Genomic DNA, 12,279 nt, shown 5'->3' with positions numbered 1-12,279 from the left:
CAACACTCACATTCGTTGAACTCGAGGTTTCTGCATGACGCTCAGTCCTTTGGCAGGCAAGCCGGCTCCGGCCAGTGTGCTGGTCGATATTCCCCGCCTGTTGACCGCCTATTACACCGGCCGCCCTGATGCGTCCGTGGCAGCCCAGCGCGTGGCCTTCGGCACCTCGGGGCATCGCGGTACGTCGCTGGAGTTGAGCTTCAACGAGGCGCATGTGCTGGCGATCACCCAGGCCATCTGCCTGTACCGTGCGCAGCAAGGCATCGACGGGCCGCTGTTCATCGGTGCCGATACCCATGCGTTGTCCGCGCCGGCGGCCGCCAGCGCGCTGGAAGTGCTGGCCGCCAACGGCGTGCAGGTGATGCTGTCCAAGGACGATGAATACACCCCAACGCCTGCGGTGTCGCACGCGATCCTTTGCTATAACCGCGGCCGCCAGAGCGGCATGGCAGATGGCATTGTCATCACGCCGTCGCACAATCCACCGCAGAGCGGTGGCTTCAAGTACAACCCGCCCAATGGCGGGCCGGCCGACAGCGACGTGACCAAGTGGGTCGAGGCCAAGGCCAACGAACTGCTTGGCGCAGATCTGGCTGGGGTAAAGCGCATGGACTATGCGCAAGCGCTGCAAGCGCCGACTACCCAGCGTCACGACTACTTGGGCAATTACGTCGCCGACCTGGAAAACGTGATCGATTTCGAGGTAATCCGCTCGGCCAACCTGCGTCTGGGCGTCGATCCGCTGGGCGGTGCCGGGGTACGTTACTGGCAGGCGATTGCCGACCACTACCAATTGAACCTGGAAGTGGTCAACACCGAGGTCGACCCGACCTTCCGCTTCATGTGCGTCGACTGGGACGGGCAGATCCGCATGGACCCGTCCTCGCCTTACGCTATGCAGGGCCTGATCGGCCTGCGCGACCGCTTCGATGTGGCCTTTGCCTGCGATCCTGATCACGACCGCCACGGCATCGTCACCGCCGAGGGCCTGTTGCAACCCAACAACTACCTGGCCGTGACCATCGATTACCTGTTCCGCAACCGCCCGCAATGGCGCAGCAATGCTGCAGTGGGCAAAACCGTGGTCAGCAGTGGTTTGATTGACCGCGTGACTGCAGCGCTTGGCCGCACCCTTTACGAAGTGCCAGTCGGTTTCAAGTACTTTGCTGCGGGTCTGTTCGACGGCTCGCTTGGCTTTGGCGGCGAAGAAAGTGCCGGCGCCTCGTTCCTGCGTCGCGACGGATCGGTCTGGGCCACGGACAAGGACGGGCTTATTCCAGCCTTGCTTGCCGCGGAGATGACTGCCCGCACCGGACGTAACCCGAGCCAGATCTATGCCGACCTCACTGCGAAGCTGGGCAAGCCCTACGCAACCCGAGTCGAGGCCAAGGCCGATCCACGGCAGAAAGCCCTGCTGAGCAAGCTGGCGCCCGAGCAGGTGACGTCGACTGAACTGGCGGGCGAGCCAATCGAGCAGATCCTCAGTCACGCGCCGGGTAACGCTCAGGCGATCGGCGGGCTCAAGGTGATGACGGCCAATGGCTGGTTTGCCGCGCGGCCGTCGGGCACTGAAGACATCTACAAGATCTACGCCGAGAGCTTTATCGACGAGGCGCACTTGCAGCGCCTGGTCAAGGAGGCTCAGGTGCTGGTGGATGCAGCTATCGCCTGATAAGCGAGCTGAGTTGAATATCGAAAGCAGAGAAGGGGCCTTGTGCCCCTTTTTTGTGGGCGAGCCTTGCGGCCTTCAGAGATAAGGCATTGCCGCCAATCATCGGCAATTTACATAGCCCCCTAATCAAGGCTTTGACATTCACTGCCTAAGCAGTAATATTTGCACACACATTTGTCTGAGCTGGGGTGCAAGCCGATGTCGCATTTCAGTCCTGAAAACTTCCAGACCTGCACGATCGGCATGCTGCTTGGCCGAGCGGCGCTGCTCAAGGACCGCATTCTTGACGCGCATCTCGAGGGCGAAGGGGTTACGGCCGCGCAATTCAAGGTGCTGATCATCGTCACTCAGTACCAGGTCGACACCCCGGCCGAGCTGTGTCGCTACCTGGGCCTGGACAGCGGCTCGATGACGCGCATGCTCGACCGCCTCGAACACAAAGGGCTGATCCTGCGCAATCGCTGCCCGGACGACCGCCGTCAGGTGCGCCTGGCCCTGACCGCCGACGGTCAGCGCCTGGCAGATCGCGTGCCCGAAGTAGGCGCAGCGGCAATGAACGAACTGGTCGGCGTGCTCCAGCCTGAAGAATTGCAGACCCTCGAAGGCCTGTTGGCCAAGGTCCTGCTCAATGCCGGCGACCCTCTGACGATCCGCCGCTTCGGCGATCGTTGATCCCTGTTACGAATTCTCCAAGGTACTGTCATGGCCACTCCTGCGGACACAACCCAATCTTCCCCGGCTCCCGAAAATTCGCGCAAGCGCAAGACCTGGCTGCTGGCCGTGCTCTTGCTGGTGATACTCGGTGGCGCTGCTGCCTGGGCCTGGTACAGCCTGGTCGGGCGCTGGCACGAGAGCACCGATGACGCCTACGTCAACGGCAACGTGGTGGAAATCACTCCGCTGGTGACCGGCACGGTTACCAGTATCGGCGCCGACGATGGCGATCTGGTGCAAGCCGGCCAGGTCTTGCTGCGATTCGATCCCGCCGACAGCGAGGTTGCCTTGCAGTCATCCGAGGCCAAGCTGGCGCGTACCGTGCGCCAGGTCCGCGGCTTGTACAGTAACGTCGACTCGCTCAAGGCACAGATGCAAAGCCGCGCTGCGGAATTGAAGAAAGCCCGCGATAACTACAACCGGCGCAAGGTCTTGGCCGACAGCGGGGCGATCTCCCGCGAAGAGATCTCCCATGCCCAGGATGACCTGAGTTCCGCGCAAAGTGCCTTGGACAGCGCCCAGCAGCAGCTGAACACCAGTACTGCGCTGGTTGACGACACGCTGTTGGCCTCGCACCCGGAGGTGATGGCTGCCGCTGCCGATGTACGCCAAGCGTATCTGGATAACGCTCGCACTACCTTGGTTGCACCCGTTACAGGCTATGTTGCCAAACGCACCGTGCAGTTGGGCCAGCGCTTGCAACCGGGCACTGCGACCATGGCCGTGATCCCGCTGGATGAGGTGTGGATCGACGCCAACTTCAAGGAAACCCAGCTGCGCAATATGCGCATCGGCCAGCCGGTAGAGATCAGCGCCGATCTGTATGGCAGCGACATCAAGTACACCGGCACCATCGACAGCCTCGGTGCCGGTACCGGCAGCGCGTTTGCCTTGCTGCCTGCGCAAAATGCCACCGGCAACTGGATCAAGATCGTCCAGCGGGTGCCAGTGCGTGTGCACCTTAACCCCGAGCAGCTGCGCGATCATCCGCTGCGCATCGGCTTGTCGACGGTGGTTGAAGTCGACCTGCACGATCAGACCGGCCCGACCCTGGCGCAACAGCCTCCGCAACAAGCCAGCTACAGCACCCAGGTGTATGAGCGCCAACTGGTCGACGCTGACCGACTGATCGCGCGCTTGATTCATGACAACAGCGCCGCAGGCAAGACGGCGCAGCGATGAACAACAACGGCGCTGCGCAGTTCACTCCGCCAAGCCTGCTGCTGACCACCATTGGTCTGTCGCTGGCGACGTTCATGCAGGTACTCGATACCACCATCGCCAACGTCGCCTTGCCGACCATTTCCGGCAACCTCGGTGTCAGTTACGAGCAGGGCACCTGGGTGATCACCTCGTTTGCGGTGAGCAACGCGATTGCCTTGCCGCTGACCGGCTGGCTAAGCCGGCGTTTTGGTGAGGTCAAGCTGTTCATCTGGGCGACGCTGTTGTTCGTGATGGCGTCATTTCTGTGCGGGATCGCCCAGTCGATGCCTGAGCTGGTTGGCTTTCGCGTGCTGCAGGGGGTGGTCGCCGGGCCGCTATACCCGATGACGCAGACCTTGCTGATTGCAGTGTATCCACCGGCCAAGCGGGGGATGGCGCTGGCGCTGCTGGCGATGGTGACGGTTGTTGCACCGATTGCCGGGCCGATCCTGGGCGGCTGGATTACTGACAGCTACAGCTGGCCGTGGATTTTCTTCATCAACGTTCCAATTGGCCTGTTCGCCGCTGCCGTGGTGCGCCAGCAGATGCGCACGCGACCGGTCGTGACCAGCCGGCAACCGATGGACTACATCGGTTTGATCACCTTGATCATTGGGGTGGGGGCGTTGCAGGTAGTGCTCGACAAGGGTAACGACCTGGACTGGTTCGAGTCGTCGTTCATCATCATGGGCAGCCTGATCTCGGTGGTGTTCCTGGCCATCTTCATTATCTGGGAGCTCACCGACCGCCACCCGGTGGTGAACCTGCGGCTGTTTGCCCATCGCAACTTTCGCGTCGGCACCATCGTGCTGGTTGGCGGCTACGCAGGCTTTTTCGGCATCAACTTGATCCTGCCGCAATGGCTGCAGACGCAGATGGGCTATACCGCCACCTGGGCCGGGCTGGCCGTGGCGCCGATTGGCTTGCTGCCGGTGATCATGTCGCCTTTCGTGGGCAAGTATGCGCACCGCTTCGACCTGCGGGTGCTGGCCGGCCTGGCATTTCTAGCGATCGGCGCCAGCTGTTACATGCGCGCCGGCTTCACCAGCGAGGTGGACTTCCAGCACATTGCCCTGGTGCAGCTGTTCATGGGCATCGGCGTGGCGCTGTTCTTCATGCCGACCTTGAGCATTCTGCTGTCTGACCTGCCACCGCAGCAGATCGCCGATGGCTCAGGCCTGGCGACATTCCTGCGGACCCTGGGCGGCAGCTTTGCGGCATCGCTGACAACCTGGATCTGGATTCGCCGGGCCGATCAGCATCACGCCTATTTGAGCGAGCACATCAGCCAGTACGATCCCGCCACTCGGCATACGCTTGAGCAACTGGGGGGTGCCAGCCCGCAGAGCTACGCGCAGCTTGAGCAGATCGTCAACAGCCAGGCCTACATGATGTCGACGGTGGACTACTTCACCCTGATGACCTGGGTATTCGCCGGCCTGATCCTGTTGGTATGGTTTGCCAAGCCGCCGTTTACGGCCAAGGCCGGGCCGGCCTCAGCGGGACATTAGTTGTCAACTCAGGCAAGCAAGCGTTAGCCTTGTGCCATCAGTCGCCCAGGGGCAATCGATGGACAAGGTTATCGTGATTACCGGCGCCAGCCGTGGCATCGGCGCTGCTTCAGCGCGGCTTGCCGCTGAGCAAGGCTATCGTATCTGCATCAATTATCATGCTGACGATCAGGCAGCCGAGCGCATCCTCGCCGAGGTCCGCGAGCGCGGTGCCGAAGCGATTGCCGTGCGTGCCGATGCCAGTGTCGAGGACGAGGTCATCCAGCTGTTCCAGCGCGTTGACCATGAGCTTGGGCCGGTAACGGCACTGGTCAACAACGCTGGTACCATCGGCCCGCAGAGCCGCCTGGAAGACATGTCCGAGTTCCGCCTGCTCAACCTGATGAAAACCAATGTGGTCGGGCCGATGCTGTGTGCCAAGCATGCTTTGCTGCGCATGGCCCGTCGGCACGGCGGCCAGGGTGGGGCGATCGTCAATGTGTCGTCGTTGGCGGCGCGCCTTGGTTCACCTGCGGAGTACGTTGATTACGCTGCGTCGAAAGGCGCGTTGGATACGTTCACCATTGGCTTGGCCAAAGAAGTGGCCGGCGAAGGCGTGCGCGTCAATGGGGTGCGGCCCGGTTATATTCACACCGGCTTTCATGCGCTCAGCGGTGATGCCGAGCGCGTGCACAAACTTGAGGCAGGGTTGCCGATGGGGCGGGGCGGCCAACCAGAGGAAGTCGCCGAGGCGATTCTCTGGCTGCTGTCGGATAAGGCGTCCTACTCGACCGGCAGCTTTATCGAACTAGGCGGCGGGCGCTAGCCGAAATCCCCGTCATTCAGGACCGGCTTGCGATGGTGCTGACGCCGCCAACAGTTGACTGACGCGTTGGGCCAAGGTCTTAAGGTCAAAGGTTTGAGCAGTATCTGCGAATTCATGCCTGTGCCGTTGTCGGTGCCTGTCGCGTCCAGCGTCTGCTCGAGCTGCTTTGGCTCACCGGAGGGCAAGACCTGGCCGTAGAACTCGACCCAGAATTCCGCCTGACGGGTGGCAACTGGCGAATAGTTCTGCCCAGTGGGTCGATCCCGGCATGGGTGAAGCAAGCTGTATTAGTCAGTACATGCCGATAGTCGCTCAGCGGGCCTGCCGGGCCGTCGAAGAATTCGATGATGCAACAGCCCATGTCCATGGTGTCGAAGACAAAGCGATAAAGACTTTGCTCGCTTCACTGGCGCTGCGCGAGTTGTGCTTCAAGGGCGTTGTTGCGTTGCTGCAAGGCGTCCAGTTGCTGGCGCAAGGCGCGCAGTTGAGGGTCGTGCATATTTGCATCCTGCGCTATGTCTCACTGCGCAACTGTAGCTTGACTGGTCGGTCACCACTAGAACGAGCGCACAATTCGCCCCAAGGTTTCCATGGCTTGCTCGGCGCTCGCATCCCATGGGCTGCCGTAGTTCAAGCGGATGCAGTTGCCGAAGCGCCGGGTCGGCGAAAAGATCGGCCCAGGGGCAATACTGATGCCTTGTGCGGCAGCCATGTGAAACAGCTTCAGCGCATCCATCTGTTCTGGCAGCTCAAGCCACAGGAAATATCCACCAGAGGGCTGACTGACCCGCGTCTGCGCCGGGAAGTAGCGCGCAATCGCTGCCAACATGCTCGCCTGCTGACCCTCCAGCGCATAACGAAGCTTGCGCAGGTGACGGTCATAGCCGCCGTGCTGCAGGTAATCGGCGATGGCCGCCTGCGCAGGCATTGATGCGCACAACGAGGTCATCAATTTGAGCCTCTCTACCTTCTGCGCAAAGCGCCCGGCCGCGACCCAACCAATGCGATACCCCGGCGCCAGGCTTTTGCTGAACGAGCCGCAGTGCATTACCAGGCCATCGGTGTCGAAGGCTTTGGCCGGTTTGGGCGCTTGCTGCGAGTAGTACAACTCAGCATATACATCGTCTTCGATGAGCGGCACCTGATGGTGCCGCAGCAGTTCTACCAGTTCCTGCTTCTTGTGCTCAGGCATGCTCGCACCGACCGGGTTCTGAAAATTGGTCATGCACCACACCGCCTTGACCGGGTGCTTGTCCAGGGTCTGTGCAAGCACCCCAAGGTCCATCCCTTCACGCGGGTGCACGGGGATTTCCACAGCCTTGAGCTTGAGCCGCTCCAGTACCTGCAGGCACGCATAAAATGCCGGCGCTTCGATGGCCACCAGGTCGCCTGGCTCGGTGACTGCCTGCAAGCACAGGTTCAATGCCTCGAGCGCGCCATTGGTGATCAACAGCTCTTCCATCGGCAACATCAGCCCGGCGACCATGTAGCGCAGGGCGATTTGCCGGCGCAGTTGCGGGTTGCCGGGCGACAGGTCGGTGACCGCCATGCGCGGGTCCATCGCGCGGCTGGCGCTGGCCAATGAGCGCGACAGGCGTTGCAGTGGGAACAACGCAGGGCTGGGGAATGCCGAGCCAAACGCAACCGTATTGGGATCTTTGATCGAGTCGAGGATGGAAAATACCAGCCCGCTGACGTCAACCTCGGTTGACTCGCTGACTGGCGCCATGATCTGCGGCTCACTCATCTGCTGCGGCGCATGCGCATTGACGAAATAGCCTGAGCGCGGTCTGGCACGGATCAAACCTCGCCGCTCGAGCAGGTAGTAGGCCTGAAACACTGTCGACGGGCTGACCCCGTGGGTCTGGCTGGCGTAGCGCACAGAGGGCACCCGCTGGCCAGGGCCGAGTACCCCGGAGCGGATCAGTTCAGCAATGTCATCGGCAAAGCGTTCGTAGCGTTTCATGGGCGGTCGGCAGGCATGGTGATGGCTCAGTGTAAGGGATCAGCGGTTCAACGGCGCGACGAAGCGGCTGCGCGCGCTGCTGCGAATGCTTGGCTCGTCGCTGTCCTGGATTTCGAAGGTCAGGTCCTGGGCGCTGCTGCTAGGCCGCTCTGCAAGCATCGCGACCGATACCGGCAGCTCGCCCATTTCGCCGGCGCGCAAGGTGAATTCGGTGCTGCCGTGCAGCTCGAAGCCGTCCGCATCCACCAGGCGCAGCTGGTAGCGCTGTGGCTGCTGGGTCTTGTTGATGACCTTGAGCAAGTAGATGTTCTCGATCTGGCCCAAGGCGTTTTCGCGGAACAAGCCGCGGTCCTTGATCACATCCAGCGACACCATCGACCGCTCCTGCAGGGCGAGCACCAGGGCGCCGATCATGACCACCAGCGCGGTTACATAGCCGAGCAGGCGTGGGCGCAGCCAGTGGGTGGAGCCGCCTTGCAAGGTGTGCTCGGACTTGTAGCCGATCAGCCCGCGCGGGTAGCCCATCTTGTCCATCACCCCGTCGCAGGCATCGATGCAAGCGGCGCAGCCGATGCAGGCCATCTGCAGGCCTTGGCGGATATCGATACCGGTCGGGCAGACCTGCACGCACAACGTGCAGTCGATGCAGTCGCCCAGCTGCTGCGCGCGCGGGTCGCTGCCTTTCTTGCGTGGGCCTCGCGCTTCGCCGCGACGCGGGTCATAGGCGACGGCGAGGGTGTCCTTGTCGAACATCACACCTTGAAAGCGCGCGTAGGGACACATGTGCATGCACACGGCTTCGCGCAGAAAACCGGCATTGAGGTACGTGGCGCCGGTGAAAAACAGCACCCAGAACAGGGCAACACCCGTCAGCTGCAAACTCAGCAGCTCCTGCGCCAGGGGGCGGATAGGCGTGAAGTAGCCGACAAAAGTCAGCCCGGTAAGTACGGCAATGGCCAGCCACAGCGCGTGTTTCAAGCTCCGCCGGGCAACTTTGTTCACGCTCCATGGCACCGCCGCCAGCTTGATGCGCTGATTGCGATCGCCTTCGCTGATTTTTTCGCACCACATGTACAACCAGGTCCAGGTGCTCTGCGGGCAGCTGTAACCGCACCAGACTCGGCCTGCGAAGACGGTGATGGCAAACAGGCCAAAGGCGCTGATAATCAGCAGCGCCGACAGGAGGATGAGGTCCTGCGGCCAAAAGGTGGTACCGAATACGTGAAATTTACTGTCAGCAAGATCCCACAGCACTGCCTGGCGGCCATCCCAGTCCAGCCAGGCCGTACCGAAGAACAAGGCAAACAAGGCACCGGCAAAACCGATCCGAAGATTGCGGTAGATGCCGCTGAAGCTGCGCGTGTGAACGGCGCCGCCGCTGTAACCGCTGCCTCTTTGCGCTGCTGGGGGTGTTACCTCAATCACGTGGTACGGAATCTTATCGCTCATGTCGCGTGGCTCATCAGGCTTCAACAGACCCGGGCACTATGGGCCGGTGACTGTTTGCAGCACAGACTCAGCTAAGGCGATAAAAACCGTATCAGTTATCTCGTGGGCCGCGGCGAACCCTTAGATTACCGACCCAGGCTCGCTTGCCTTCAGATGCCTGCGGCTATCTACCGCACCGATAACAGTGAGCGCGTCAGCCTCCGCTTCGGTGATCGGTATGCGCTCCCCGGCAAGCACAGCGACGGACATGCGCAGCTGCTCGTCAGTGACGATCTCGACTTCCGGGCCAGTGCCCTCGATCCGCAGCTTGTCGCTGATGAGCGTGCAGTGGCGGCTGTTCTGGTCAACTTCTATAGGCATGTCAGCGTCCTCTGGGTGGTTGCTATTAGTGACCGCACGGTTGCCCGGGTTGCTGCATTGGCTGATCGAACGGCACTTCGGCGTGGGCTGAGGGGTCAACCGTCAACACGGGCAGAGGAGGATGTTGATGGAAAGCGGCTGGGAGAGGATTCTGGTTACTATCCAGACCGAGTTTGCCGATGTGACCAACGTCGAGGAGGTCACACGCATTCTGGTGCGTTTGCTGATGGCCGCGGTGTTGGGCGCCGTGCTGGGCTTTGAGCGTGAACACCGCGGCAAGTCTGCTGGCGTGCGTACGCACATGCTGGTCTCCGTGGGTGCAGCACTGTTCGTGCTGGCGCCGAGTATGGCCGGCGCAGATGCTCAGGCGCTGAGCCGGGTAATCCAGGGCATCGTTGCAGGTATCGGCTTTTTGGGTGCGGGTACCATTCTCAAAGGCAATGGCAAGGATCCCAGCCACGTCAAGGGGCTGACTACTGCGGCGGGCTTATGGATGACCGCAGCCATTGGGACGGCTGCCGGGATGGGGCGGGAGGCGACTGCGCTGATCAGTACGATCCTGGCGCTGCTGGTGCTGAGCACCATGCCCAAGCTGGTAGATAAGGTCGAAGGAGGCAACGATCAGAAGCAGCGGGAAGAAGAGGGCTGATAGCACTGAGGGGAGCCGAAGCTCCCCTCAAATCGTTGCTGCCTGCTCTGTTGTTATTATTGAAGACGGGCCTTTTGTTGTTTTTGTAAGCCTGCCTCGGTGCTGCGAGCAACCCCCATGCGGGGTCAAGAGCAAACGTATTTTTTTGAGCGCTGACCTGCTTTCATCATGTTGATCCGACCGTGACTGTGGCTACCTGAAGGTAGTTTTGTTGTTCTGTGTCAGGCCGCGGGGTTAACTCCCAGGAAACCAGTTCTACTCCAAAAAAATCTGCTTGCTACGCCTCTGCCGTGTTGTTCTTGTTATGTCAGAGCCGTTACCTGTTGTTTTTATTGGGTGTCACGTTTTTGTTCTTGTTATGTCAGAGATATAGCAGGTGGCGTGCCAACTTTTTAAAAGCCTTGAAGATCAAGGGCTTGTCTATTTTCTGCATCTTTTCACTGCGGGAAATTCTGTCGAATTGTTTCCCTGTTACCCGAATTTCCGCTGCGCAACGTGGGGGCGGTAACACCAGGCCCACACATTGATGACATTAGCGTGACTCATTGTGCGCTTCGGGCCCGCGCGACACGCGAGCCTGTCGGTCGCCCCAGCACCTGGCTGATGCGCTGGCCGGCGGCGATCAGCCGGTCGAGGTCTATGCCGGTTTCGATCCCCAACCCCTGCAGCAGGTACAGCACATCTTCAGTGGCGATGTTGCCGGTAGCGCCCTTGGCATAAGGGCAGCCGCCAAGCCCGGCGACCGAGCTGTCAAACACCTGGATACCTTCCAGCAGGCTCGCGTAGACGTTGGTCAGGGCCTGGCCATAGGTGTCATGGAAGTGCCCGGCCAGTTGTGCACGCGGCACCTGCGCCGAGACCACTTCAAACAATCTGCGTGTGTCACCGGCAGTGCCGGTACCGAGGGTGTCGCCCAGCGATACCTCATAGCAGCCCATGTCATGCAGCGCCTTGGCGACCGGAGCAACCTGCTCGGCGCTGACCCGGCCTTCACAAGGACAACCAAGCACACACGACACGTACCCGCGCACCCGCACACCATGGCTGCGCGCTGCTTCCATGATCGGTTCGAAACGCTGCAGGCTGTCACTGATCGAGCAGTTGATATTGCGCTGTGAGAACGCCTCGGTAGCAGCGGCGAATACAGCTACCTCTTTGACACCCGCAGCAACCGCGTCTTCAAAACCACGCAGGTTCGGCGCCAGCGCTGCGTAGGTGACCCCAGGAAGCTGCTTGATCGCGCTGAATACTTCGGCCGAGCCGGCCATCTGTGGGACCCACTTGGGCGAGACGAAACTGCCCACCTCGATGTAGGACAAACCGGCCTCGCTCAGATCATCGACCAGGCGCACCTTGTCGGCGACGCTGATCGGCTGGGCTTCGTTCTGCAGGCCGTCGCGCGGGCCGACTTCAACCAGGCGAACGTGTGTTGGCAATGACATGGCAGGGTTCCTGTGGCGATTCAGCACGTGCTGTCGGAAGGTTTGGGCGTGGCGGCAAGCGCTTGCTCGCAACGCTCCTGAGCGGTATCCAGTTCAAGGTGCATCTGCTCAATATCGAGCATCTGCTGCTCCAGCTGAGCGCGCCGCTCGGCAATTTTCACCAGCATGCTGTTGAGCTGTTTGAAGTTGCCGCCGCTCGGGTCATAAAGCTCGATCAGCTCGCGGCACTCGGCCAGGGAAAAGCCGATGCGCTTGCCGCGCAGAATGAGCTTGAGCGTGACTTTGTCGCGGGCACTGTAGATGCGCTCCAGCCCGCGCCGCTCAGGGCTGATCAGGCCTTGCTCTTCATAGAAGCGGATGGCCCGGGTAGTGATGTCCAACTCACGGGACAGGTCGGAGATGCTGTAGGTCTGGGTGCTCATGCTTGGGCTCGGAAGATTTATCGCACTAAGCTACTGGGAGCTTTACGTTTACGTCAAGGCATCCTGGGCTTATCGGCCCTTGGCGG

At 61.1% G+C, this 12,279-nt stretch carries 11 protein-coding genes; 6 read left to right on the top strand and 5 right to left on the bottom strand.

Going from position 1 to position 12,279, the window contains the following annotated elements:
- Positions 1 to 34: 34 nt before the first annotated feature.
- The 5 genes from pgm to K3F44_RS07800 all read left to right on the top strand — a co-directional run bounded on the left by pgm (position 35) and on the right by K3F44_RS07800 (position 5,905).
- Positions 35 to 1,672, top strand: coding sequence for a phosphoglucomutase (alpha-D-glucose-1,6-bisphosphate-dependent) (gene pgm, locus K3F44_RS07820; RefSeq protein ID WP_220633714.1), 1,638 nt, complete (start codon positions 35 to 37; stop codon positions 1,670 to 1,672).
- A 198-nt stretch (positions 1,673 to 1,870) separates the two neighbouring features.
- Positions 1,871 to 2,344, top strand: coding sequence for a MarR family winged helix-turn-helix transcriptional regulator (locus K3F44_RS07815; protein WP_101323035.1), 474 nt, complete (start codon positions 1,871 to 1,873; stop codon positions 2,342 to 2,344).
- 30 nt (positions 2,345 to 2,374) lie between these two features.
- Positions 2,375 to 3,568 (top strand): HlyD family efflux transporter periplasmic adaptor subunit, encoded by a 1,194-nt coding sequence (locus K3F44_RS07810; protein ID WP_220633713.1) that lies wholly within the window; start codon positions 2,375 to 2,377, stop codon positions 3,566 to 3,568.
- Positions 3,565 to 5,100, top strand: coding sequence for a DHA2 family efflux MFS transporter permease subunit (locus tag K3F44_RS07805; protein WP_150572569.1), 1,536 nt, complete (start codon positions 3,565 to 3,567; stop codon positions 5,098 to 5,100). The genes K3F44_RS07810 and K3F44_RS07805 overlap by 4 nt, the downstream gene beginning before the upstream one ends.
- A gap of 58 nt (positions 5,101 to 5,158) precedes the next feature.
- Positions 5,159 to 5,905, top strand: a complete 747-nt coding sequence (locus tag K3F44_RS07800) for an SDR family oxidoreductase (protein WP_101319807.1) — start codon at positions 5,159 to 5,161, stop codon at positions 5,903 to 5,905.
- Positions 5,906 to 6,461: 556 nt separating this feature from the next.
- On the opposite strand, the gene mapR is transcribed toward K3F44_RS07800, so the two are convergent.
- The 3 genes from mapR to K3F44_RS07785 all read right to left on the bottom strand — a co-directional run bounded on the left by mapR (position 6,462) and on the right by K3F44_RS07785 (position 9,680).
- Positions 6,462 to 7,871: a GntR family transcriptional regulator MpaR gene (gene mapR / locus K3F44_RS07795; RefSeq protein WP_188036084.1), complete on the bottom strand. Its 1,410-nt coding sequence runs from the start codon at positions 7,869 to 7,871 to the stop codon at positions 6,462 to 6,464.
- Between the two features lie 39 nt (positions 7,872 to 7,910).
- The gene (ccoG, locus tag K3F44_RS07790) at positions 7,911 to 9,320 is read right to left on the bottom strand and encodes a cytochrome c oxidase accessory protein CcoG (RefSeq protein ID WP_220633712.1); all 1,410 of its coding nucleotides are present in this window, start codon (positions 9,318 to 9,320) and stop codon (positions 7,911 to 7,913) included.
- Between the two features lie 120 nt (positions 9,321 to 9,440).
- The gene (locus K3F44_RS07785; RefSeq protein ID WP_101319796.1) at positions 9,441 to 9,680 is read right to left on the bottom strand and encodes a DUF3203 family protein; all 240 of its coding nucleotides are present in this window, start codon (positions 9,678 to 9,680) and stop codon (positions 9,441 to 9,443) included.
- A gap of 127 nt (positions 9,681 to 9,807) precedes the next feature.
- On the opposite strand from K3F44_RS07785, the gene K3F44_RS07780 reads away from it, so the two are divergent.
- Complete coding sequence (locus tag K3F44_RS07780; protein WP_101319794.1) at positions 9,808 to 10,329, top strand: MgtC/SapB family protein; 522 nt, start codon at positions 9,808 to 9,810, stop codon at positions 10,327 to 10,329.
- A gap of 542 nt (positions 10,330 to 10,871) precedes the next feature.
- Here the strand turns inward: K3F44_RS07780 and K3F44_RS07775 are convergent.
- Together K3F44_RS07775 and K3F44_RS07770 are read right to left on the bottom strand one after the other, a co-directional pair.
- Positions 10,872 to 11,771 (bottom strand): hydroxymethylglutaryl-CoA lyase, encoded by a 900-nt coding sequence (locus tag K3F44_RS07775; RefSeq protein ID WP_220633711.1) that lies wholly within the window; start codon positions 11,769 to 11,771, stop codon positions 10,872 to 10,874.
- Positions 11,772 to 11,791: 20 nt separating this feature from the next.
- On the bottom strand, positions 11,792 to 12,193 hold the full coding sequence (locus K3F44_RS07770; RefSeq protein ID WP_101319790.1) for a MerR family DNA-binding transcriptional regulator: 402 nt from the start codon (positions 12,191 to 12,193) through the stop codon (positions 11,792 to 11,794).
- Positions 12,194 to 12,279: the final 86 nt, after the last annotated feature.

The sequence above is a fragment of the Pseudomonas sp. S07E 245 genome (assembly GCF_019599025.1).
GTDB classification, from domain to species: Bacteria; Pseudomonadota; Gammaproteobacteria; order Pseudomonadales; family Pseudomonadaceae; genus Aquipseudomonas; species Aquipseudomonas shirazensis.
The sequence above is the reverse complement of the archived record's forward strand: the minus strand, read 5'-3'. Positions and strand labels throughout refer to the sequence as shown.

Bases quoted from the DNA above. Each gene is read 5' to 3' on its own strand.
- K3F44_RS07770 (WP_101319790.1), bottom strand. From the start codon at position 12,193: ATGAGCACCCAGACCTACAGCATCTCCGACCTGTCCCGTGAGTTGGAC.
- ccoG (WP_220633712.1), bottom strand. From the start codon at position 9,320: ATGAGCGATAAGATTCCGTACCACGTGATTGAGGTAACACCCCCAGCA.
- pgm (WP_220633714.1), top strand. From the start codon at position 35: ATGACGCTCAGTCCTTTGGCAGGCAAGCCGGCTCCGGCCAGTGTGCTG.
- K3F44_RS07815 (WP_101323035.1), top strand. From the start codon at position 1,871: ATGTCGCATTTCAGTCCTGAAAACTTCCAGACCTGCACGATCGGCATG.
- mapR (WP_188036084.1), bottom strand. From the start codon at position 7,871: ATGAAACGCTACGAACGCTTTGCCGATGACATTGCTGAACTGATCCGC.
- K3F44_RS07780 (WP_101319794.1), top strand. From the start codon at position 9,808: ATGGAAAGCGGCTGGGAGAGGATTCTGGTTACTATCCAGACCGAGTTT.
- K3F44_RS07785 (WP_101319796.1), bottom strand. From the start codon at position 9,680: ATGCCTATAGAAGTTGACCAGAACAGCCGCCACTGCACGCTCATCAGC.
- K3F44_RS07810 (WP_220633713.1), top strand. From the start codon at position 2,375: ATGGCCACTCCTGCGGACACAACCCAATCTTCCCCGGCTCCCGAAAAT.
- K3F44_RS07805 (WP_150572569.1), top strand. From the start codon at position 3,565: ATGAACAACAACGGCGCTGCGCAGTTCACTCCGCCAAGCCTGCTGCTG.
- K3F44_RS07775 (WP_220633711.1), bottom strand. From the start codon at position 11,771: ATGTCATTGCCAACACACGTTCGCCTGGTTGAAGTCGGCCCGCGCGAC.
- K3F44_RS07800 (WP_101319807.1), top strand. From the start codon at position 5,159: ATGGACAAGGTTATCGTGATTACCGGCGCCAGCCGTGGCATCGGCGCT.